Consider the following 22,290-nt stretch of genomic DNA (forward strand, 5'->3'; position numbering starts at 1 on the left):
AACGGACATTTTTGTTGTGCTGCAAGCTTGCCATGAAAAGAGTTGCAAAAAATTGGCTGTACCCACGTTTTGCGCTTTTTTAAGGTCGGGGCAGAGAGAAGTTTGTTCACGGCAACGTGATAATCACTGGCTACAGGAGCGTCATCATGAGTCTCGACTCAACCTCTGCCCGCAGCGCATCGCGCCCGCTGCGGATCATAAAAAATCTGCGCTGGTGGATGCTGGGCATGTTTCTGCTTGGCGTGACGGTGAACTACATCACCCGAAACTCCCTGGGCATTCTGGCCCCTGAACTGAAAAACACCCTGAATATGAGCACCGAGCAATATTCCTGGGTCGTTGCCGCCTTCCAGCTGGCCTACACGTTGTTTCAGCCCGTGTGCGGTTGGTTAATCGATGTCATCGGTCTGAAGATGGGCTTTCTGATTTGCGCCGTCATCTGGTCGATCACCTGCCTGCTGCACGCCGGGGCGGGAAGCTGGCTGCATCTGGCGCTGCTGCGCTTTGTGATGGGTGCCTCCGAAGCGGCGGCGACGCCGGCCAACGCCAAGGCCATCGGCGAGTGGTTTCCGAAAAAGGAACGTCCGGTTGCGGCAGGCTGGGCGGGCGTGGGGTTCTCTATTGGCGCGATGCTGGCACCGCCCATCATCTATGTCGCCCATATCTCCTTTGGCTGGCAGGGCGCGTTCCTGCTGACCGGCGGCCTTGGCCTTATCTGGGTCACGCTCTGGTGGTGGGGTTATCACTCACCGGAACGCCATCCTCGTTTGTCGGATGAAGAGCGGGATTTTATTACGCAGGACAAGGAAGTCATCGGTGAAAAGTTACCGTTCTTTACCGCGCTGAAAGTCATCGGCAAAGAAAAGAAATTCTATGGCATTGCCATTCCGGCCTTTTTAGCCGAACCCGCCTGGGCCGTGCTGAGCTTTTGGGTGCCGCTCTACCTCGCCAATGAACGCGGCATGGATCTGAAACAGATCGTGATGTTTGCCTGGCTGCCCTTCCTGGCGGCAGATATTGGCAGCGTGGCCAGTGGTTATCTGACCAAAATTTATGTGCGCTGGTTTGGCTGCACCCGGGTGAACTCGATCGTTGCCAGTTCGATCACCGGTGCGGTGCTGATGATCTCGCTGGCGTTAATGACGCTGGTTAAAGATCCCTACCTGGCCATCGCGCTGATCTCCATTGGTGGCTTCGGTCATCAGGTGATCTCCTGCATGTTGAGTGCGCTGGTGGTAGAGCGTTTTGATCGCCGCCAGATGGCGACAGTCAACGGCATGCGCGGATCCTGCGCCTGGATCGCCAGCTTTATCTTCTCGCTGATTATCGGCGTCACCGCCGACACGATTGGCTTCAATCCCCTGTTTATTGCCATGGGTTTCTTTGACCTGATTGGCGCGGTTTTCCTGGTGATGTTTATCGCCGAACGCCGCCAGAATATTGCTAAAAATTGAGGGTAACCTGATGAAAACGCTTAAGACATGGACGCTCCATCAGCAGGCAGCGCACTTCGTCGAACTGAAAACCGAGCAGCGTCACTTTTTACGTATTTACGTATTGGAAAGCGGGCTGATGCGCGTGTTATTGAAACGCGATGGGGAGCTGGCATTAAACCGGACCTGGAGCATTGCGCCTCAGGATGACGTGCCCTGGCAGGGGCGCGATCGGGAATCGCTGGAAGGCTTTTCGTTGCCCGCATTCACCTTTGAACAGGGGGCGCAGTTTGTTCGCCTGGCCACCGACCGGCTGCGCGTGACGGTGCATTCGCCGTTGTACCTTAGCTGGGAGCATTTCGATGGTACCGAGTGGCAGCCGCTGGCGGCCGATCGTCATACCGGGGCTTATCTGCTGAACATGCATGGCGATGGCGTTGAACATTACCAGCGCCGTCAGCCGCAGGATCGGGTGTATGGCCTGGGCGAAAAGAGCGGGGATCTTAACCGGGTTAATCGCCGCTATGAGATGCGTAATCTGGATGCGATGGGCTATAACGCGGCCAGCACCGATCCGCTCTATAAACATATTCCCTTCACGCTGACCCAGCGCGACGGCGTCAGTTTTGGGCTGTTTTACGATAATCTTTCCAGTAGCTGGCTCGATCTGGGCAATGAGCTGGATAACTACCATCTGCCTTATCGCCGCTATCGTGCAGAGGCGGGCGATCTGGATTACTACATGATGCTGGGGCCGACGCTGCTGGATGTGACCAAGGCGTTTGTGCGCCTGACGGGCCGAACGCTCTTTCAGCCGAAATGGAGCCTGGGCTACAGCGGATCCACCATGCACTACACCGATGCGCCGGATGCGCAACACCAGCTGCTCTCCTTCATCCAGCTGTGCCGTGAGCATGAGATCCCCTGTGATTCGTTCCAGCTGTCATCCGGTTATACCTCAATTAATAACAAGCGCTATGTCTTTAACTGGAACTACGACAAAGTGCCCAATCCCGAGGCGATGACCGCCGCGTTCCATGATGCCGGGATGAAGCTGGCAGCCAATATCAAACCCTGTCTGTTACAGGATCATCCGCGCTATGACGAGGTGGCGGCTCAGGGACTGTTTATCCGTGATTCTGAGCAGGATCAGCCAGAACGCTCCGTGTTCTGGGACGACGAAGGTTCGCATCTGGATTTCACCCATCCCAAAACGGTGGCGTGGTGGCAGGAAAACGTCACGGAGCAGTTGCTGAAAAAAGGCATCGACGCGACCTGGAACGACAACAATGAATATGAAGTCTGGGACGGCGAAGCGCGTTGTCATGGCTTCGGCCAGCCGATTGCCATTAAGCATATTCGTCCGGTCATGCCGTTGCTGATGATGCGCGCCTCGCTGGAAGCCCAACAGCGTTTTGCCCCGGAAAAACGCCCGTACCTGATTTCCCGTTCGGGTTGTGCCGGTATGCAACGCTATGTGCAGACCTGGAGCGGGGATAACCGGACCAACTGGCAGACCCTGCGCTACAACATCCGCATGGGACTGGGGATGAGCCTGTCAGGATTGTTTAACGTGGGGCACGATGTCGGCGGCTTTGCCGGGGATAAACCGGATCCGGAGCTGTTTGTGCGCTGGGTTCAGAATGGTGTTATGCATCCGCGTTTTACCATTCACTCATGGAATGACGATCACACCGTGAATGAGCCGTGGATGTATCCGGAAGCCACGCCAATGATTCGCGAGGCGATTCGCCTGCGTTACCGGCTGATGCCGTATCTGTATACGCTGGCATGGCAGGCCAGCGCGCACGATGAACCGATGCTGCGTCCGACTTTCCTGGACCATGAGAACGATGCACGGACCTATGATGAGTGCGATGACTTTATGCTGGGACGCGACCTGCTGGTCGCCAGCGTTGTGGAGCAGGGCGCGCGTACCCGATCCGTATATCTGCCCGAGAATCCACACGGCTGGTATGACTGGCATAACGGCAACTGGCTGGCGGGCGGACAAACAGTTACGCTGGATGCACCGCTGGATCGCCTGCCGCTGCTGGTGCGCGCAGGTGCCGCGCTTCCGCTTGGCCAGTGTGAAACCACCACCGATGCGCAACGTGACAACGTGCGTGAACTGCAGGTATGGCCTGCGCCGGGCAACGCCACGACCCACGGTGAGCTGTTTGACGATGACGGCGAGTCGCACGGCTGGCGCCAGGGCAATGCACTCTGGCTGAGCTGGACGTTAACCAGTAGCGCGTCGCGGCTGGATCTGACGGTCGAGAAGCGCGGGGATTATCTGCCAGCATGGCGGGAAATGACGGTTATCTTACCGCCGGGTGAGAAACGTACGTTGTGGATCAATGGTGAAATGACATCATGCTATCGGCTGGCATAAGCCGTAACGTGTCAGACCGGTAGGGTTCGTTACGATAACCACCGGCCCACCTGCGTGGGCCGGTTTGTATTCAGGCTGAGTGCGTTTCAGTGCTCATGCGTCCCAGGTCTTTATCTACCAGGAACAGGCCATTGCCGCCTTCGCCGACCATCGCCAGTTTGTCCAGTACGGTTTTAAACAGCTTCTCTTCTTCATGCTGTTCCGCAACGTACCATTGCAGGAAGTTGAAGGTCGAATAGTCCTGGGTGGTCATTGCCGCATGGGCCAGCTCGTTAATCTTACTGGTGATCAGCTTTTCATGATCCAGCGCCTGAATCAGCACTTCGTTCAGTGAATTGTAGGCAACAGGCGGGGCTGCGATGGTACCCAGCACCGGCATCGCACCGGTATCGCTCAGATAGTTAAACAGGCGCTGCATGTGTTCCATTTCTTCACGTGAGTGCATTTTCAGGAAGGACGCTGCGCCCTCATAGCCTTTATCGCTGCACCACGCACTCATCTGTAAATAGAGATTCGCGGAGAAAAATTCCAGGTTCAGCTGGTCGTTTAAACGCCCAGTCATTTCAGCAGTCAGCATGGCCGCGTCCTTATTTCATTGTAAATAGACAGGTGATAAGTGATGAATTATGCATCAGGCTTATAAGAAATGTGAAGCGTTTTGTTAAAAAAATACCATTTTATCTGATTGATTTAAAAAGAATTATTTCAACTCTTGAATGCGAGCGATTATCATTGTGGTCTGCTTTTCTGCCTGTGTCTGAGCCAGGTTGTGCCGGACGCGCGGGCGTGAAGGCGGTTTATCCAGTCGGCCCGGATCCGTCAGTGGACCGCGTTCTGCGGCGTTCTGCTACTGTCCGGCAACCGCTTTTTCCCGTCCCGGTGATAAGGTAAGGCCATAATCGCGTCAGGAAGCATGAACAGCATTACACTGGTGTGCCTGGCCGGGGTTTACTATGCGGAGCGGGGCCTGTGTCTTCGCACGAAAGAGGATGGCGTAAAAATGCAATCTTTGGAAAGCAAAACTGAATACTATGATGCGTGTTTTACCACCTGCGATCTCAGCGAACGGGTGCTCACGCAGGCGCATTTTGAAGACTGTGAATTTACGCACGTTAACTTTACCTCGGCGCGCTTTTCAGCCTGTAAATTCATTAACTGCGTCTTTACGCACTGTAACCTCAGTCTGGTCGATCCGTCCGGCACCCGCTTCTTTGGCGTTCACTTTAACGACTGCAAGCTGACCGGCATGGACTGGACGAAAGCCTGGTGGCCTGATTTTTACCTGGACCATGAATTGCACTTTTCAACGTGTATCCTGACCAGCGGATCGTTTTTTGGTCTGCGGCTACACGGCGTGAAAATGGAAGGATGCAAACTGATCGAGGTGGATTTCAGAGAGTGCGATTTAACGGGTGCCACGCTGACCGAGTGTGACATGACGGGCAGCCTGTTTCATCACACCGTGCTGCGCGGGGCCGATCTGACGGAATCCTGGCATTACGCCATCAACATCTTTAATAACACAGTCGAAAAAGCCCGCTTTTCGCGGCTGGAGGCGGTTTGCCTGCTGGAAAGTCTGGGCATTGAGCTGGTGGATTAACCCGCTGGCGAGGCGGCGGGATGAATACCGTAAAGACGGGAGAAAACCCGGCGTCATTTCCCCCGCGTTGGCTTCACCAGCAGCCCTCTGCTGCACAGTGACCCGCTGTTTGCCGGTGGCGCGACTTTCTCTTCCGTCCGCTGTAGGCCAATAGCGCAAAATATTGTATGCTATGCCGCCTTAAAGTTGACCAGGTAACCGGAATCACGCCAATGTAACTTTGCGCTCATCCCGCGACGACAGAAAGTCGCATCTGGCACCGTTTACTCGCCGGTAAAATTCTGCCGGCCACCGTGATTTATCTGCTGCGCCTGAGAGTGCGTGGCTACGTTGAGAAGAATTCACTCATGTCTAATCCCTTTTTAGAAGAGGTGGCACGCCGCCGCACCTTCGCGATTATCTCGCACCCGGATGCCGGTAAAACCACCATCACCGAAAAAGTTCTGCTGTTCGGACAGGCTATCCAGACCGCCGGTACGGTAAAAGGCCGTGGCTCTAACCAGCACGCAAAATCCGACTGGATGGAGATGGAAAAGCAGCGTGGTATTTCGATTACTACCTCCGTTATGCAGTTTCCCTATCGTGACAGCCTGGTAAACCTGCTGGATACACCGGGGCACGAAGACTTCTCCGAGGATACCTATCGTACGCTGACGGCGGTCGACTGCTGCCTGATGGTGATCGATGCGGCGAAAGGTGTCGAGGATCGTACCCGTAAGCTGATGGAAGTAACCCGTCTGCGCGATACGCCGATCCTGACCTTTATGAACAAACTTGACCGTGATATCCGCGATCCGATGGAGTTGCTGGATGAAGTGGAAAGTGAGCTAAAAATTGCCTGCGCGCCCATCACCTGGCCGATTGGCTGCGGCAAGCTGTTTAAAGGCGTTTACCATCTCTACAAGGACGAAACCTACCTGTATCAGACCGGTAAAGGTCACACGATTCAGGAAGTCCGCATCGTTAAGGGCCTGAACAACCCTGACCTCGATGCGGCCGTCGGGGAAGAGCTGGCCTCGCAACTGCGTGACGAGCTGGAGCTGGTGCAGGGCGCATCACACGAGTTTGAACTGGACGCGTTTCTCAGCGGTCAGCTGTCGCCGGTGTTCTTCGGAACCGCACTGGGTAACTTCGGCGTAGATCATATGCTGGATGGCCTGGTGGCGTGGGCGCCGCGCCCTATGCCGCGCCAGACCGATACCCGCACCGTTGAAGCCAAAGAAGAGAAATTCACGGGCTTCGTGTTTAAAATTCAGGCCAACATGGACCCAAAACACCGTGACCGCGTGGCCTTTATGCGCGTCGTGTCGGGGCGTTATGAAAAAGGCATGAAGCTGCGTCAGGTCCGTACCGGCAAAGATGTAGTGATTTCGGATGCGTTGACCTTTATGGCGGGCGACCGTTCGCATGTGGAAGAAGCCTATCCGGGCGACATTATCGGCCTGCATAACCACGGCACCATTCAGATCGGCGACACCTTTACGCAGGGTGAAAACATGAAGTTTACCGGGATTCCGAACTTCGCCCCCGAACTGTTCCGCCGTATCCGCCTGCGCGATCCGCTTAAGCAGAAACAGCTGCTGAAAGGATTAGTCCAACTGTCGGAAGAGGGGGCAGTGCAGGTGTTCCGCCCGGTGCATAACAACGACCTGATTGTCGGTGCGGTCGGTGTGCTGCAGTTTGACGTGGTGGTGGCGCGCCTGAAGAGCGAATACAACGTCGAAGCCATCTATGAGGCGATTAACGTGTCGACGGCGCGCTGGGTTGAATGCAAAGACGCCAAAAAATTTGAAGATTTCCAGCGTAAAAACGAGGTCAACCTCGCGCTGGATGGCGGCGATAATCTGACCTATATCGCCCCAACAATGGTGAACCTGAACATCACTCAGGAGCGCTATCCTGACGTCATTTTCCGCAAAACCCGCGAGCACTAATCGCGTTTTCCGGGCCATTCTCCCTGGGAATGGCCCGGTTTCCCACGATACAGAACCCTCCTAAAACACGCTTTTTCCTCGCTTTTGACGCACGATCAACCAGTTACCCGAGCAAAGTGCCAAATCCCGACTATCCTTATTTCATCGGACGGTTAAAGAGACTTATTTCTCCATGCGTCCTGTGCCGCAGTAGCGTTGTTTGCTGCTCTTGCGCCCACAGTCTGGGGCGAATTAACAGATAGAAGGATGATATCGATGCACACAACTAAGCTTACTAAAACATTAATGGCTGCAATGGTAGGTACCGCACTGTTAAGCGGAAACGTCTTTGCAGAAGAGTCCGCGTCTCAGAAAGCGTCACAAACCGCTGACAGCGCGGGCGCGAAAATCGACAGCTCAATGAAGAAAGTCGGTGGCTTTATGGACGACAGCGCGGTGACCGCCAAAGCGAAAGCGGCGCTGGTGGATGACGACTCGATTAAGAGCACCGATATTTCGGTCAAAACCCACAACGGCGTTGTGACGCTGAGCGGTTTCGTGACTTCACAAGACCAGGCGGAAAAAGCCGTGGCCGTGGTGAAGAAAGTCGAAGGTGTGAAATCCGTTAGTGACAAGCTGCACGTAAAAGACGTGAAAAAGCAGTCCATGAAAGGTTATGCCGGTGACGCTGCCACAACCAGCGAAATTAAAGCTAAGCTATTAGCAGATGACAAGGTTCCTTCACGTAACGTGAAAGTTGAAACCACCGACGGTGTGGTACAGCTCTCAGGTGAAGTGGCGAACCAGGCGCAGTCCGATCGTGCCGAGAGCATCGCGAAAGCTATCGAAGGCGTAAAAAGTGTTAAAAACGACCTGAAGGTCAAGTCTTAACATGACTCCGTGCGGCCTCTGTCCGGGCCGCACAAATAAGAATACCCATCCTGGGATGAAACAAGCAGTTCAATATTAAAAATGGTTAAGGAGAGGCTTATGTTTCGTTGGGGCATTATTTTTCTGGTGATTGCACTGATCGCCGCTGCATTAGGTTTTGGTGGCCTGGCCGGTACCGCAGCATGGGCAGCGAAAGTCGTGTTCGTGGTGGGTATTATTCTGTTCCTCATCAGCTTGTTTACTGGCCGTAAAAAGCTATAGCGATGACCCAGACAGGTTAACGCTGGCATAGTCAGCGTTAAACGGAGACCAGTTATTTGTCGCGAAAGGTAGTGTGAAGCAAAGGATGCTTCATATTCGCAACGAAGTGTTAAAAAGCGCAACGCTAATAGCACAATTAATGGACACTCTGGCTGGTTCTCCGTGCTAGTATCGACCCACAATTAACTCCCTGCATTCTCTTCATTCGTATTTCGGGATCCCACTCTGAGGTCGGTACATTGGGTATACGTATTCCCGTGACGCTCGGGGCCATTGAACCCCTTGCACTCACACCGTTTAAAGCCAACAAAATTGCCTTAGTGTGCGAGGGCGGCGGCCAGCGCGGCATTTTCACAGCAGGCGTTCTGGATGAGTTCCAGCGGGCAAAATTCAATCCCTTTCAGTTGCTGTTAGGCTCTTCTGCTGGTGCGCAGAACCTTTCCGCTTATGTCTGCGGCCAACCGGGCTATGCACGTCGGGTGATTACCCGCTATACCACCAGTAAGCTGTTCTTTGACCCCGTGCGTTTCCTGCGCGGCGGTAATCTTATCGATCTCGACTGGTTAATTGATATCACCCGCAGCGAATTTCCGCTGGCCATGACCAGCGCCGAAACCTTGTTTGCTTCGGGGCGGCAATTTTACATGTGCGCCTGTCGCAGTGATGACTATGCCCCCAGTTACTTTGCCCCCACAGCCAGTAACTGGCTGGATATTATTAAGGCTTCCAGCGCCATTCCGGGCTTTTACCGTCTGGGCGTGGATTTGGAAGGCATAAGCTATCTGGATGGCGGCGTCAGCGATGCGATTCCCGTACGCGAAGCGGCAAAACGCGGGGCCGATACCATTGTGGTCATCCGTACCGTGCCGTCGCAGATGTTCGATGTGCCCCGTTGGGTGACCCGTATGGAACGCTGGTTCAGCGGCGGGGCGCTGCAGCCGATGATCAAGATTCTGCACCATCACGAGCAGACCTATCGCGAAACCCAGCAGTTTATTGAAAAGCCGCCGGGTGATTTACGTATCATCGAAATCTTCCCGCCGCGCGTGTTAGCCAGTAACGCACTGGGCAGTCGTATTGCCGCGTTGAATCAGGATTACCATCTGGGGCGCCGCTGTGGTCGCTACTTTATTGCCACGCTGGGGCAATGGCTGAGCGATGCCGAGCCCCACACAGGGCTGGATATTGTGGTCCCTTCTGCGCCGGTGGCAAATGAGCCGGGGGATATCGCTCCGGTCATCCCGCTGACCGGCAACGATGGCACTTATGGCGAGGGTCCGCTGACATGAGGTTTGTTGATACCCACTGTCACTTTGATTTTCCGCCGTTTGTGGACGCGGCCGACGTCAGTCTGCGCCAGGCTGCGGACGCGGGCGTTGAAAAAATTATTGTGCCGTCGGTCGAGGCAGGGCGCTTTGACCTTGTTTGTCAGTTAGCCCGGCAGCACCGCGCGTTATATGCCGCACTCGGCCTGCATCCGATTGTGACGGAGCAGCACGAGGAGCAGCACCTCGCTCAGCTTGAAAGCCTGTTACAACAGCGGCCCCCAAAGCTGGTGGCCCTCGGTGAGATCGGCCTGGATCTGTATCGGGACGATCCGCAGTTTGATAAGCAAACCTGTTTCCTGGATGCGCAACTGAAGCTGGCGAAACGTTACGATCTGCCGGTGATCCTGCATTCGCGCCGCACGCACGATCAGCTGGCACTGCATCTGCGTCGGCAGGCTGTGCCACGGCGCGGCGTCGTACACGGTTTTGCCGGTAGCCTGCAGCAGGCGCAGGCGTTTATTAAGCTCGGCTATGCGATTGGCGTAGGCGGCACGATTACGTATCCCCGCGCCAGTAAAACCCGGCAGACGATTGCCCGTTTACCGCTCTCGTCGCTGCTGCTGGAAACCGATGCGCCTGATATGCCGCTGAACGGCTACCAGGGCCAGCCAAACCGACCCGAGCGCGCCGTTTTAGTCTGGCAGGTGTTGTGTGAACTGCGTGACGAGCCGCCCGCCGAAATCGCCGACGCGTTATGGCACAACAGTCATGCGCTGTTTTCGCTCACATAATTCCCGCCGTCACATCGTGTCCTGGTGAAATGTTATAATAGTAACATCCCTGTCGCTGACTTATACTGGCTGCCTTGCGCCATACCTTGCATATAATCTAAATTTTCGCTGAGTGTTTGCAGCCGTTTCATACTTTTATGTGATTTGGTGCACATAAAATGGCCGTCATTATTGTTAATATTATCACATTTAAGGGTGGGCGAACGTTTACCCGATGTTCTGGAGATCACCATGACCGATATTAAACAGCAGGCCCTGCGCGCCCTGAAACTGATGGATTTAACCACGCTGAACGAGGATGACACCGACGAGAAAGTGATCGCGCTCTGTCATCAGGCGAAATCTCCGGTGGGTAACACCGCTGCCATCTGTATTTATCCGCGTTTCATTCCCGTGGCGCGTAAAACGCTGCGTGAGCAGGGCACGCCTGACGTGCGCATCGCCACCGTAACCAACTTCCCTCATGGCAATGACGATATTGAGATTGCGCTGGCCGAAACCCGTGCCGCCATCGCTTACGGCGCTGATGAAGTGGATGTGGTTTTCCCTTATCGCGCGCTGATGGCAGGCAATGCGCAGGTCGGCTTTGATCTGGTCAAGGCCTGCAAAACCGCCTGTGCGGAAGCCGGCGTTTTACTGAAGGTTATTATCGAAACCGGCGAACTGAAGCAGGAAGCGCTGATTCGTCAGGCCTCTGAAATTGCGATTGATGCCGGGGCTGACTTTATCAAAACCTCAACCGGTAAAGTGCCGGTCAACGCCACGCCGGAAGTGGCGCAGATCATGATGAGCGTCATTCGCGACAAAGGTGTGAAAGCGCAGGTTGGCTTCAAACCGGCAGGCGGCGTTCGCACCGCTGAAGATGCCGCTGTCTATCTGCAGCTGGCGGATGACACGCTGGGTGCCGACTGGGCCGATGCCCGCCATTTCCGTTTTGGTGCCTCCAGCCTGCTGGCAAATCTGCTCAACACGCTTGGGCACAGCAGCGACACCAGCAAGTCGGGTTACTGATTCATCCGGGCGGCTCACGGCCGCCTCTTCTCCTCTTTCCCTGACGTAAGGGGGCGACATTGTACCTCGCACAAGAAATCATTCGAAAAAAACGTGACGGCCAGGCGCTGACTGAAGACGAAATTCGTTTCTTCATCAACGGGGTGCGCGATAACAGCGTGTCCGAAGGGCAAATTGCCGCACTGGCAATGACCATCTATTTCCACGATATGTCACTGCCGGAGCGCGTTGCGCTGACCATGGCGATGCGGGATTCCGGCACCGTCCTGAACTGGGCTTCACTGAATCTGAACGGGCCGGTGGTCGACAAGCACTCCACGGGCGGCGTGGGCGATGTGACCTCGCTGATGCTCGGACCCATGGTGGCGGCCTGTGGCGGCTATATCCCGATGATCTCCGGACGCGGACTGGGCCATACCGGCGGTACGCTGGATAAGCTGGAGGCGATTCCCGGTTTTGACATTTTCCCCAGCGATGACCATTTCCGCCAGACCATCAAACAGGTTGGTGTGGCCATCATCGGGCAAACTAACTCGCTGGCACCGGCGGATAAACGTTTTTACGCGACCCGCGATATCACCGCCACCGTGGATTCCATTCCGCTGATTACCGCTTCGATCCTGGCGAAAAAACTGGCCGAAGGCCTGGATGCGCTGGTGATGGATGTCAAAGTCGGCTCCGGCGCCTTTATGCCGACCTGGGAAGCCTCTGAGAGTCTGGCGCAGGCCATTGTGGGCGTGGCGAATGGCGCGGGCTGCCGTACCACGGCGCTGCTAACAGATATGAATCAGGTCCTGGCTTCTTCGGCGGGCAATGCCCTGGAAGTGCGCGAAGCCGTGCGCTTCCTGACGGGTGAGCAGCGCAATCCGCGCCTGCTGGACGTGACGCTGGCCCTGTGCAGCGAAATGCTGATTTCCGGCAAACTGGCGGCTAACGAAACCGACGCCCGTGAACAACTTCTCGCCGTGCTGGATAACGGCAAAGCCGCAGAGGTATTTGCCCGCATGGTGGCAGCACAACGTGGCCCAACCGATTTCGTTGAGCGCTACGACAGCTACCTCACAGCCCCTGTGATGAGCAAAGCGGTTTATGCCGATGGCGCAGGTTACGTCACGCAGATGGATACCCGCGCGTTAGGCATGGCGGTGGTTGCGATGGGCGGTGGACGTCAGCGCGCCAGCGACGCCATTGATTACAGCGTGGGCTTAAGCGACATGATCACGCTGGGCGAGCGGGTGGACGCTTCACGCCCGCTGGCGGTTATTCATGCCAGCAGCGAAGCGCACTGGCAGCAGGCCGCCGCCGCTGTCAAAGCGGCCATCACTCTGGGGGACAGCGCCCCGGCGACCACACCGGTGGTTTATCGCCGTGTGACTGAAGCGGGATAACGCGGATAACAGACTGTATACCGGAGACGATTCGGGTATACTGATCTGATCGCTTTTTTTGACTTGTCGCGCGCGTTAGCGCAGGAGACTGGCATGAAACGTGCTTTTATTATGGTGCTGGATTCCTTTGGAATCGGCGCCAGCAAAGATGCCGACAAATTCGGCGATGCAGGTTCCGATACGTTAGGTCATATCGCAGAAGCCTGTTTTAACGGTAAAGCGGATCAGGGCCGTAAAGGACCGCTGCACTTACCGAATATGACCGCGTTAGGTCTGGGCAAAGCGGCCGAGCTTTCTACCGGGCGTTTCCCGCCGGGACTGGATCCTGACGCTGAGATAAAAGGCGCTTACGCTTACGCCAGCGAACGCTCATCCGGTAAAGATACGCCGTCAGGCCACTGGGAAATCGCCGGTGTGCCTGTTCTGTTCGACTGGGGCTACTTCAGCGATAAAGAGAACAGCTTTCCGCAGGAGCTGCTGGATAAACTGGTTGAGCGGGCGGAGTTGCCGGGTTATCTCGGTAACTGTCACTCATCCGGTACGGTTATTCTCGACCAGTTGGGTGAAGAACACATGGCTTCGGGCAAGCCGATTTTTTACACCTCGGCGGATTCCGTGTTTCAGATTGCCTGCCATGAAGAAACCTTCGGCTTAGATCGCCTGTATGCGCTGTGTGAAATTGCGCGCGAGGAGCTGACGGAAGGCGGTTATAACATTGGCCGCGTGATTGCCCGCCCGTTCGTGGGTGACAAAGCCGGCAGCTTTGAGCGCACCGGTAACCGTCACGATCTGGCCGTGGAGCCGCCATCGCCTACCATGCTGAAGAAGCTGGTGGATGAGAAGGGCGGTCATGTGATTTCGGTAGGTAAAATTGCCGACATCTACGCGGAGCAGGGCATCACCAAAAAAGTCAAAGCCACCGGACTGGATGCGCTGTTTGATGCCACCATCCAGGAAATGAAAACCGCGCCGGATCAGGCGATTGTGTTTACCAACTTCGTAGACTTCGACTCTACCTGGGGCCATCGTCGCGATGTGGCAGGCTATGCAGGCGGGCTGGAGCTGTTCGATCGCCGCTTGCCAGAGTTGATGGCGCTGGTCAAAGAGGATGATATTTTGATCCTCACCGCCGACCACGGTTGCGATCCGACCTGGCAAGGCACGGAACATACGCGCGAGCATATTCCGATCTTAATTTACGGCCCGAAGGTCGAGCCGGGATCGCTGGGTTACCGCGATACCTTCGCGGATATCGGCCAGACGATTGCACACTATTTTGACCTGTCCCCCATGGACTACGGCAAGAACATGCTGTAAAAACAGCGAAATTTTTAAAAAGGATAGAGAATCATGGCAACTCCTCACATTAACGCAGAAATGGGTGATTTCGCTGACGTCGTACTGATGCCGGGCGATCCGCTGCGTGCGAAACACATCGCAGAAACCTTTCTGGACGATGCCGTTGAGGTCAACAACGTGCGCGGCATGCTGGGTTACACCGGCACCTATAAAGGCCGCAAAATCTCTGTTATGGGCCACGGCATGGGCATTCCGTCCTGCTCTATCTATGCGAAAGAGCTGATCACCGAGTTCGGTGTGAAGAAAATCATCCGCGTGGGCTCCTGCGGTGCGGTGCGTCCCGATGTGAAACTGCGTGACATCGTGATCGGCATGGGGGCATCCACCGATTCCAAAGTGAACCGTATGCGCTTCAAAGACCATGACTTTGCCGCTATCGCGGACTTCGACATGGTGCGCAACGCGGTGGATGCGGCCAAAAACCTGGGCGTCGAGGCGCGCGTCGGTAACATCTTCTCGGCCGATCTGTTCTATACGCCCGATCCGCAGATGTTCGACGTGATGGAGAAGTACGGCATTCTGGGTGTGGAAATGGAAGCCGCAGGCATCTACGGCGTAGCCGCTGAATTTGGCGCGAAAGCGCTGACCATCTGTACCGTGTCTGACCATATCCGTACCCACGAGCAGACCACGGCCGCAGAACGCCAGACCACCTTTAATGACATGATTAAAATCGCGCTGGAGTCGGTGCTGCTGGGTGATTAATCCCCACGGTGGCTGATCGGCCCCTTTATCCGGCTGCGCATCTGCGGCCGGATGATCCTCTCCCGTTTTCCATTTCGCAACATTCTCACTAAATGACACACTTTTCATCAGGCTTGTGCATCTTCGCGCTGGCACGACGGGCTGATGTCACTATCATGAAGCCGAACAATTAATAACAACACGCCATACAGAAAATACCTGCCTGATGAATTTCCGTGATTTCGACGCTGAAGAGAAGTTGTTTGTCCGCCGTGCCGCTATGGCGTTTGTACTGGTTTGCCTGTGCTTTAGCATCCTGGGTTTTAACCTGTATCGCCTGCAGGTCCGCGACCACAGCTATTATCAGACGCGCTCGAACGAGAACGACATCAAAATGATCCCCATTGCGCCCACGCGCGGACTGATCTTTGACCGCAACGGGATCCCGCTGGTGCGCAACGTGACCTGGTATGACATCACGGTTACCCCGTACAAAGTGGAGGACATGAAGGCGCTGTTGCAAGAACTGACGCCACTGGTTGATCTGACCCCGGAAGATATCGAGCGCTTTCAGCACGATCTGCATCAGACAAGCCGTTATAAGCCCGTCATTCTCAAAGAGGAACTCACAGACGAAGAGGTGGCGCGTTTTTCGGTTAACCAGTTCCGTTTTACCGGCGTCAGCATCGATACCTATCAGGACCGGGAATATCCCTATGGGGCCGATCTCGCGCATGTGATCGGCTATGTTTCCAAAATCAACGATAATGACTACAAGCGGCTGAACGCAGAGGGCATCGCTGAAAACTATGCTGCCGACCATAACATCGGTAAGCAGGGGATTGAGGGCTATTACGAATCCCTGCTGCACGGCAAACCCGGCTATCAGGAAGTGGAAGTGGATAACCACGGGCGCATTGTCCGGGTGCTGAAAGAAGTGCCGCCGGTGGCGGGAAAGAACATTACGCTGACGCTGGATCTGCATCTGCAACAGTACGCGGAAAGCCTGCTGGTCGGGCAGCGCGCCGCGTTGCTGGTCGAAGATCCCCATGATGGCTCAGTGCTGGCGATGGTTTCCAGCCCCAGCTACGATCCCAATCCGTTCGTAAAGGGCATCAGCTATCAGGCGTACAAAAAGCTGCTGCAGGATAAAAATTTACCGCTGATCAACCGTGTCACGCAGGGCCTGTATCCGCCGGCCTCAACGGTAAAACCCTATATGGCGATGTCGGCGCTGCTCACGCACGTCATTACGCCACAGACCACCTTTTTTGGCGGGCCCACCTGGACATTACCCGGTACTGACCGCCGCTATCGCGACTGGAAAAAAAGCGGTCACGGTACGCTGGATGTCACTAAAGCGATCGAAGAGTCGGCGGACACCTTCTTCTATCAGGTGGCGTTTATGATGGGCATCGATCGTATTCACACCATGCTCAGTAAATTTGGCTACGGTCAGTCCACCGGCATCGATCTGAATGAAGAGTACAACGGACTGCTGCCCAGCCGTGACTGGAAGATGAAAGTGCATAAGAAACCCTGGTATCAGGGCGATACGGTGTCAGTCGGCATTGGTCAGGGCTACTGGATCGCCACGCCGATTCAGATGGTGAAGGCGCTGGTGGCGCTGATTAACAATGGCAGAGTCATTGCCCCGCACCTGCTGGAGAAATCGCAGCTTGGCAACCACGTGCAGCTTTACCAGCCGAAACTGCCGCAGGCGCAGATTGGTGATCCGCATTCCCCTTACTGGTCGCTGGTGCGTCACGCCATGTTTGGCATGGCTAACGCGCCGAACGGCACAGGCTACAAGTATTTCCACACCGCGCCTTATGGCATTGCGGCCAAGAGTGGAACGTCGCAGGTATTCAGCCTGAAACAAAATCAGACCTACAATGCCAAAATGATCCCGGTGCGGCTGCGCGATCATACGTTTTATACCGCCTTCGCCCCCTTTAACGATCCTAAGGTGGCTGTGGCGTTGATCCTGGAAAATGGGGGCAGCGAAGGCGTGCTGGCCGCGCCGGTAATGCGGCAGCTTCTCGATCATATTTTCCTGCCGCCCACCACGCCGCCGCCCGTTGAGGTTGCCCAGCGTCCGGCCCGCTAGCGGAAAAATACCCGGTTACGTCCGTGCTTTTTAGCATCATAGAGTGCGGCGTCGGCATGCGTATAAAGCGCTTCGAAGTGGGAGCCCGCCGCGCCCCAACTCACGCCCAGGCTGGCGGTGACCAGCCGCTCGGGCAACGCATCCAGGGGAGACGCGTTCAGTGAGGCGAGAATCGCCCCGGCGACAATCACCGCTTCCCCAAGGAACGTATCCGGCAGCATAATCGTGAACTCTTCCCCCCCAATGCGCCCGATGCTGGCAATGTCCGGTGTGTTGCGCTGTATACGTTGCACCAGCTCGCAGATCACTTTGTCCCCGGTGGGATGGCCATATTCGTCGTTAATCCGTTTAAAAAAATCGATATCAAGAATGATCAGAGCGGCGGGGGTTCGCGTCAGTGTGTCGCTGATGCGCTGAATAATGGCGCTGCGGTTCCAGACATTCGTCAGCGGATCGTGAGTGGCTTTGTACTCCAGCTCTCTCGTAAGCTCAATAAGCTGCTCATTCACCCGGTTTAACTCACGCTCGGCTCGATCGCTGCGCGAGATCAGCCGGTAAGTTTCGCGCATCAGCCGCTGATAGTGGTTATTAAGATCGGACAGCGCCTGGCGGTACTCTTCGGCGTGCAGACAGCTCTGCGCCGCCACATGGCTGGCATGGTTCAGCGCCTGGGTTTCTTCCAGAAACAGCTCATTAAGGTGCGTCATTGGCGCTGTTCCGCATGTAATGTGACGGTCAGGGCGGTGAAATCCAGCGACAGCTCCTCGCCAAACTCTTCTGACACGTCATCTTCAGCGTCATAGAACCAGTTCAGCACAATCTCACAGCCGTTCTGCGCCAGCCTGTTGAACTGATCGAACAGCCCAAACAGCATTTTGGTGCTGGAGCTGTTGAAATAGCTCAGGTCGATATTGACTTCAGTCAGCTGGCTGGCCTGCGGTTGCCAGGATTCCAGTGCACTTTGCAGCGGGCGATAAAAGGCGGCCGCATTTTCCGGCCAGGATTCGCCCCGCAGGGAAAATCGCTGGGCCGCAAAATCAAATTCCACGGCGGGCGTGCATTCGGTGGCGGTGAGATGAATGGTTTGCATAGAGGATTCTTTAGTCATGGCAGATTGTCGCCTTTAGCCAAAAGGCAGAGAGCTCGCTGGCTTCCAGTGGCTGGAAGCAGTATTCCAGCGGTTCACTGACGTCGCGGGCAAGGGTAAGTAAGCCGATATTGGCGCCTTTGCTCCAGACAGGACTCTCTGCGCGTAACCGACTGCGGTAGGCTTGTTTAATTTCGTCTGCGTTCATGACCCGTAACGAGTCCAGATCGCCACGCAGTTGAACGCTGGCATCGCTGCCTACCAGATTGGCACTTTCCAGATAGTAGCGCCCACCATCATAGCGCAGGCTCAGCGATCCAAAACGATAGAGCTGATCGTTGTGGCTCAGCGCCCGGCTGTCCTGCGAGTAGCGCAGGATGTTTTGCGCGATCTCGACAAAGCTGGAGAACAGCCGTCGTCGCACTTTCTGTGACTGCTCGTGGTTCTCCAGAAACAGTTTGACCACTTCACCCATTGCCGTGATGTTTTGCGGCGAAAAAAAGCCGGTGTACTGGAGCGCGATAAGACCAGATTGCGATTCGGTGTTGAACGGCAGACCACGGAGTGATTCGTTTTTCATTTTCTTCCCGGTGCAATCAATAGCGAAAGCCAAACCAGGTGACGTCGTCGCGTCGCGCCTGGTTACCTTGCCAGCTTAAATAGTCTTGCTGAAACGCCAGCGATAACTCCGCCATAGGCAAATGCTGATAGCGCATCAGCAGTGACTGAATACGCTTATTGCCAAACATAATATTGCGCTCGCCACCCGGCTGATCGGTGACGCCGTCCGTCAGCACAAACAGCATATCGCCGCGATTAAATGCCAGGCTCTGTTCCGGCCAGTCATAATCCTCCGGCGTATCGGTATACCCCACGCCGACGCGATCCTGGCTGAGCGCGATGATTTCGTTACTGATGTTGCTGAGCATAAATGCCTGGGTTCGGGCGCTGGCCCAACGCAGCTGATGCAGTTCGGTATCGACAGACAGCACGATGGCATCGCAGCCATCGTTAGAGAGTGACGTTTGCTGAGACGCATTTAACTGTCCCAGGGTTTGTTTAATATGGTGGTTAAGCGCATGCAGAATGCGGGCAGGCGCCTGCAGATCGGCCTCGCGTAGCGCATTTTCCAGCGCAGACTGCAAAATTACCGTCATAAAGGCACCAGGAATACCGTGGCCCGTACAGTCGGCAATGACCGCCAGCCAGCCGTTATCATGACGGTGAAAGGCGTAATAATCGCCCCCCACGCCGTCCCTGGGCTGCCAGTACAGACACCAGTCGTCGAGCAGAGTCGCGATTAGCTGATTGGATCGGTCCAGCATCGCATCCTGAATCACCCGCGCGTAATCAATGCTTTGTAAAATCTGCTGATGCTGGCGCGCCTGTAAGTCGGAGACGCGGCGGATCAGATCGATCCCTAAACCAATGCCAATATAGTGCCCGTTCTCCGTCAGGATAAAGCCATCAGCGACGGACTTATCGCCATTGGCCACCACCTGCTGCGCCACGCTTTCCAGCGTGTTTTCTACGTCGATCACCAGCGGGAACTTATCCATAAAGGCAATGCAGCTCTTACGGTCATACAGTTCGGGAAAGAAGGGCCGCGCCATCTGCGACAAAAAGATGTGGCGGTTAATCATGCCGAATGGCTTGCCGTTTTCTACCACGGGCAAACCGATGAGATCTTTATGCTCGGCAAACAGCGCCATCACCGCACGGTTATCCGTCTCCGGACTGACAAAAGGGACCTCAATGCATAACACCCGCGCGTCGTAACGACTTGAGGCGGAAACCACAGTATTCACAGAGGCGGGTAACTGCATGATGCGGCTCTTGATTGTCCAGGAATAATCTTAAGAGTAATGAGCGCAGATGACGGATTTATGGCAAAAAAACAGTTAGTAAAAAGAGCGCCGATAAATCGTGGATAAAGCAAAATAGCAGCGAAAAACCGCCAGCCAGGCGGCGTTAGACAGCGTGAAAATCCGGCACCCGAGTTATGCGCCACCGGGACCGGCGGTCAATGTTGCTGCGGTTGATGGAAAAGGCGGCAGTTGATTTCATTTTTGTGAAAAGCGTTTGACGCTGGGGCCTGCATAGGGTTTAATGCGCCCCGTTGCCCGAATAGCTCAGTCGGTAGAGCAGGGGATTGAAAATCCCCGTGTCCCTGGTTCGATTCCGGGTTCGGGCACCACAAATTTGAAACCCTCGCTTCGGCGGGGGTTTTTGCGTTTGGGGGCAAGGCCGTAGTTATCGGGACGGCTAAACGTGCAAAACAGCCTCTTCGTGGCGAGGGACAAGGCGTATGTCGATTGCCAGCCTGTTACGGCATCTGCCCATAAAAAGGCTGACTGAGCGGCGATAGCACCTCGATCTTCCCTATGTCATGCGCTTCTCCGAAAAGTATGCAGTCCGGTAGCAGAGCAGAAAGACCTCTTTTTACCGGAAGCCTGTTATCATCAGCTTAACGGGATCACGTCGCTGACGCCTGCCAGACGCAAGGACTGACATCCAGTTTACTGCTACGGCCTGCTGCCCCATTCGAATTGCGTAAATCAGGCTGTCCGGCCTGGCCCAGGCTAATAATAAACCCCGGACGGTACCGGGGCGAAGCGAGAGGCTACACGGCTGGCATGATCGGCTGAAGATTCAGATAGGGCAACGCATAGTCAGGTAACAGATCGATGATCGCTGGCAGGGGTATTTCTGCGATGACGCCTGCTATCACCACCCGTTTTCCGCTGTCGGCAAAGCGGTTTTCCGCGCAATGAAAAGCGTCAGGGAACAGGGTGACGCCAGGGCCAGGCGAACCAATGAGTTGAGAATCTTCGCTGCGATTAATAAACAGATTAGAGAACACCAGATACTTTGAAACGGTGATGTGTTTCTCTGGCGTATCATAAATGTTACTCCAGTAGCTAATCATTCCATCGTTCAAATAATTATTGAATATAAAGGTATCCTGCATGATGCGCCATTGAACGGCTAGATCGTCGTAGGGACGTGCATCAAATGAGATACTTTTTAGATAGTTACCGGCAAATACGAGGCCTCGGGCATTACGGAATTTCAACTGACCGGACGCATCAGCAGGCCAGCCTGAAAAATAGTTCTCAACAACTTCAACCTGGTCGTAGGCTTTAATATAAACAGCATGATCCCGGACAATATCATTTTCACCGCTGGCCGGATTATACAAGCGGGGAGTCGTGCTACCTGAAAAGAAATTTTTACGGAAAACCCCTTTTTTCAAATTGCTGGTCGAGTACCACCCGGCAACAAAGTGCCCCTGCTCATCATCAAATGTCATTATCCCCCGTGTGCGTAATGCGATAAGCGTCAGCAGCATCGCTTTTGTGGTTGCATCAATCCACGCTTCAGCAACAGAAATGTCCGTTATTGAACCCAGAAAATTTTGCTCGATTGTCAGGCCGGGCGCATTGCCATAAGTATTTATCGCCACGCCGGGATAACCCCGGCCACGCATAAAAACATTGCCCTTAATCAGGTAAGCCTTTGTTGAGCAGGTTAACTGGGCCTCGTTAGTATCGCTCACCGTATTAATAAAAACATTATAGTTAACATTAATGCCGGTTTTTCTTCCGTAAAAATACAGCGTCGCATTCTCAAAGATAATATTCTCTATTGTCAGGTTAGCAACGGTATTGCCATATTGACCGTCACCAAACATGACGGCGCGTTTGTTGTTGATACCGCGAAATAGCGTGCCGGTAACATCACCTTTCAGTGAGTTAAACGATTTGAGCTGGATATCCTGCGAGAAAAGGTAGACGCCTGCGGGGAAATAAATGCCTTTTTTCTGTTGCGTGCTGATATTTAATAGCGCAATGAGTTTTTCAGAGAGATCTTCGGATGTATCAGGGTAAATACCCATGTCGGGCGCAAAAATATAGTCATATAACGTATCCATATTCACCTCATTTTTAACGTAAAACCTACTTGATCTGCATGGTGTGTCTGTCCGTATTTAATGTAAATTACGCAGTGTTTCTACTGCATCTTCAGCAAGGGAGGGCCGAATAATGGCAGGTTTGCATGATTGCACGTAATAAAAAACGGGTTTCTGCCTGGGTAG

General features: G+C 54.6%; 19 protein-coding genes and 1 tRNA gene. 14 read left to right on the forward strand and 6 right to left on the reverse strand.

Annotation, left to right across the window (positions count from 1 at the left end; translation table 11 throughout):
• The first annotated feature begins 146 nt into the window (after positions 1 to 146).
• Together GC090_RS03660 and GC090_RS03665 are read left to right on the forward strand one after the other, a co-directional pair.
• On the forward strand, positions 147 to 1,454 hold the full coding sequence (locus GC090_RS03660; RefSeq protein ID WP_133745631.1) for an MFS transporter: 1,308 nt from the start codon (positions 147 to 149) through the stop codon (positions 1,452 to 1,454).
• Positions 1,455 to 1,464: 10 nt separating this feature from the next.
• Complete coding sequence (locus GC090_RS03665) at positions 1,465 to 3,828, forward strand: glycoside hydrolase family 31 protein (RefSeq protein ID WP_058708817.1); 2,364 nt, start codon at positions 1,465 to 1,467, stop codon at positions 3,826 to 3,828.
• Positions 3,829 to 3,898: 70 nt separating this feature from the next.
• On the opposite strand, the gene ftnA is transcribed toward GC090_RS03665, so the two are convergent.
• On the reverse strand, positions 3,899 to 4,405 hold the full coding sequence (gene ftnA / locus GC090_RS03670; protein WP_006117595.1) for a non-heme ferritin: 507 nt from the start codon (positions 4,403 to 4,405) through the stop codon (positions 3,899 to 3,901).
• 423 nt (positions 4,406 to 4,828) lie between these two features.
• Between ftnA and GC090_RS03675 the strand changes: the two genes are divergently transcribed.
• From GC090_RS03675 to mrdA, 11 genes are all read left to right on the forward strand, one after another.
• A complete protein-coding gene (locus GC090_RS03675) occupies positions 4,829 to 5,428 on the forward strand; it encodes a pentapeptide repeat-containing protein (RefSeq protein WP_324021516.1) in 600 nt (199 codons plus the stop codon).
• 347 nt (positions 5,429 to 5,775) lie between these two features.
• Positions 5,776 to 7,362, forward strand: coding sequence for a peptide chain release factor 3 (gene prfC, locus GC090_RS03680; RefSeq protein WP_039342235.1), 1,587 nt, complete (start codon positions 5,776 to 5,778; stop codon positions 7,360 to 7,362).
• A gap of 255 nt (positions 7,363 to 7,617) precedes the next feature.
• Positions 7,618 to 8,232 (forward strand): molecular chaperone OsmY, encoded by a 615-nt coding sequence (gene osmY / locus GC090_RS03685; RefSeq protein ID WP_006117598.1) that lies wholly within the window; start codon positions 7,618 to 7,620, stop codon positions 8,230 to 8,232.
• A gap of 99 nt (positions 8,233 to 8,331) precedes the next feature.
• Positions 8,332 to 8,493 (forward strand): DUF1328 domain-containing protein, encoded by a 162-nt coding sequence (locus GC090_RS03690; RefSeq protein WP_003848537.1) that lies wholly within the window; start codon positions 8,332 to 8,334, stop codon positions 8,491 to 8,493.
• A 239-nt stretch (positions 8,494 to 8,732) separates the two neighbouring features.
• Entirely contained in the window at positions 8,733 to 9,782 is a 1,050-nt protein-coding gene (locus tag GC090_RS03695) for a patatin-like phospholipase family protein (protein ID WP_006118237.1), read from the forward strand.
• Positions 9,779 to 10,552, forward strand: a complete 774-nt coding sequence (locus GC090_RS03700) for a TatD family hydrolase (protein ID WP_033739746.1) — start codon at positions 9,779 to 9,781, stop codon at positions 10,550 to 10,552. The genes GC090_RS03695 and GC090_RS03700 overlap by 4 nt, the downstream gene beginning before the upstream one ends.
• Before the next feature lie 231 nt (positions 10,553 to 10,783).
• The gene (gene deoC, locus GC090_RS03705) at positions 10,784 to 11,563 is read left to right on the forward strand and encodes a deoxyribose-phosphate aldolase (protein ID WP_033739743.1); all 780 of its coding nucleotides are present in this window, start codon (positions 10,784 to 10,786) and stop codon (positions 11,561 to 11,563) included.
• Between the two features lie 59 nt (positions 11,564 to 11,622).
• Positions 11,623 to 12,951 (forward strand): thymidine phosphorylase, encoded by a 1,329-nt coding sequence (deoA, locus tag GC090_RS03710; RefSeq protein ID WP_054687052.1) that lies wholly within the window; start codon positions 11,623 to 11,625, stop codon positions 12,949 to 12,951.
• Positions 12,952 to 13,044: 93 nt separating this feature from the next.
• A complete protein-coding gene (gene deoB / locus GC090_RS03715) occupies positions 13,045 to 14,268 on the forward strand; it encodes a phosphopentomutase (protein ID WP_110268390.1) in 1,224 nt (407 codons plus the stop codon).
• Between the two features lie 33 nt (positions 14,269 to 14,301).
• Positions 14,302 to 15,015 carry a purine-nucleoside phosphorylase gene (gene deoD / locus GC090_RS03720; RefSeq protein ID WP_054633162.1) on the forward strand — a complete coding sequence of 238 codons (714 nt, stop codon included), beginning with the start codon at positions 14,302 to 14,304 and terminating at the stop codon, positions 15,013 to 15,015.
• A gap of 205 nt (positions 15,016 to 15,220) precedes the next feature.
• Entirely contained in the window at positions 15,221 to 17,104 is a 1,884-nt protein-coding gene (gene mrdA, locus GC090_RS03725) for a peptidoglycan DD-transpeptidase MrdA2 (RefSeq protein WP_039342248.1), read from the forward strand.
• On the opposite strand, the gene GC090_RS03730 is transcribed toward mrdA, so the two are convergent.
• The 4 genes from GC090_RS03730 to GC090_RS03745 are packed head-to-tail and all read right to left on the reverse strand — an operon-like array spanning position 17,101 to position 20,017.
• Positions 17,101 to 17,811, reverse strand: a complete 711-nt coding sequence (locus GC090_RS03730) for a GGDEF domain-containing protein (protein WP_033739733.1) — start codon at positions 17,809 to 17,811, stop codon at positions 17,101 to 17,103. The genes mrdA and GC090_RS03730 overlap by 4 nt on opposite strands.
• Positions 17,808 to 18,212 (reverse strand): DUF1987 domain-containing protein, encoded by a 405-nt coding sequence (locus GC090_RS03735; RefSeq protein WP_033739731.1) that lies wholly within the window; start codon positions 18,210 to 18,212, stop codon positions 17,808 to 17,810. The genes GC090_RS03730 and GC090_RS03735 overlap by 4 nt, the downstream gene beginning before the upstream one ends.
• Positions 18,205 to 18,771: a SiaB family protein kinase gene (locus tag GC090_RS03740; protein ID WP_006118245.1), complete on the reverse strand. Its 567-nt coding sequence runs from the start codon at positions 18,769 to 18,771 to the stop codon at positions 18,205 to 18,207. Before GC090_RS03740 ends, GC090_RS03735 begins: the two co-directional genes overlap by 8 nt.
• Before the next feature lie 16 nt (positions 18,772 to 18,787).
• Complete coding sequence (locus GC090_RS03745; RefSeq protein ID WP_033739730.1) at positions 18,788 to 20,017, reverse strand: SpoIIE family protein phosphatase; 1,230 nt, start codon at positions 20,015 to 20,017, stop codon at positions 18,788 to 18,790.
• A gap of 295 nt (positions 20,018 to 20,312) precedes the next feature.
• On the opposite strand from GC090_RS03745, the gene GC090_RS03750 reads away from it, so the two are divergent.
• Positions 20,313 to 20,388 (forward strand) — tRNA-Phe (locus GC090_RS03750).
• 426 nt (positions 20,389 to 20,814) lie between these two features.
• Here the strand turns inward: GC090_RS03750 and GC090_RS03755 are convergent.
• The gene (locus GC090_RS03755) at positions 20,815 to 22,125 is read right to left on the reverse strand and encodes a glycosyl hydrolase family 28-related protein (RefSeq protein ID WP_324020888.1); all 1,311 of its coding nucleotides are present in this window, start codon (positions 22,123 to 22,125) and stop codon (positions 20,815 to 20,817) included.
• Positions 22,126 to 22,290: the final 165 nt, after the last annotated feature.

The sequence above is a fragment of the Pantoea sp. JZ29 genome (assembly GCF_035190385.1).
In the GTDB taxonomy this organism is placed as follows: Bacteria; Pseudomonadota; Gammaproteobacteria; order Enterobacterales; family Enterobacteriaceae; genus Pantoea; species Pantoea stewartii.

Coding starts and splice junctions, on each gene's coding strand:
- mrdA (WP_039342248.1), top strand. CDS start 15,221: ATGAATTTCCGTGATTTCGACGCTGAAGAGAAGTTGTTTGTCCGCCGT.
- prfC (WP_039342235.1), top strand. CDS start 5,776: ATGTCTAATCCCTTTTTAGAAGAGGTGGCACGCCGCCGCACCTTCGCG.
- GC090_RS03755 (WP_324020888.1), bottom strand. CDS start 22,125: ATGGATACGTTATATGACTATATTTTTGCGCCCGACATGGGTATTTAC.
- GC090_RS03700 (WP_033739746.1), top strand. CDS start 9,779: ATGAGGTTTGTTGATACCCACTGTCACTTTGATTTTCCGCCGTTTGTG.
- deoD (WP_054633162.1), top strand. CDS start 14,302: ATGGCAACTCCTCACATTAACGCAGAAATGGGTGATTTCGCTGACGTC.
- GC090_RS03735 (WP_033739731.1), bottom strand. CDS start 18,212: ATGACTAAAGAATCCTCTATGCAAACCATTCATCTCACCGCCACCGAA.
- GC090_RS03690 (WP_003848537.1), top strand. CDS start 8,332: ATGTTTCGTTGGGGCATTATTTTTCTGGTGATTGCACTGATCGCCGCT.
- GC090_RS03730 (WP_033739733.1), bottom strand. CDS start 17,811: ATGACGCACCTTAATGAGCTGTTTCTGGAAGAAACCCAGGCGCTGAAC.
- osmY (WP_006117598.1), top strand. CDS start 7,618: ATGCACACAACTAAGCTTACTAAAACATTAATGGCTGCAATGGTAGGT.
- GC090_RS03660 (WP_133745631.1), top strand. CDS start 147: ATGAGTCTCGACTCAACCTCTGCCCGCAGCGCATCGCGCCCGCTGCGG.
- GC090_RS03675 (WP_324021516.1), top strand. CDS start 4,829: ATGCAATCTTTGGAAAGCAAAACTGAATACTATGATGCGTGTTTTACC.
- ftnA (WP_006117595.1), bottom strand. CDS start 4,405: ATGCTGACTGCTGAAATGACTGGGCGTTTAAACGACCAGCTGAACCTG.
- GC090_RS03740 (WP_006118245.1), bottom strand. CDS start 18,771: ATGAAAAACGAATCACTCCGTGGTCTGCCGTTCAACACCGAATCGCAA.
- GC090_RS03665 (WP_058708817.1), top strand. CDS start 1,465: ATGAAAACGCTTAAGACATGGACGCTCCATCAGCAGGCAGCGCACTTC.
- deoB (WP_110268390.1), top strand. CDS start 13,045: ATGAAACGTGCTTTTATTATGGTGCTGGATTCCTTTGGAATCGGCGCC.
- deoC (WP_033739743.1), top strand. CDS start 10,784: ATGACCGATATTAAACAGCAGGCCCTGCGCGCCCTGAAACTGATGGAT.
- GC090_RS03745 (WP_033739730.1), bottom strand. CDS start 20,017: ATGCAGTTACCCGCCTCTGTGAATACTGTGGTTTCCGCCTCAAGTCGT.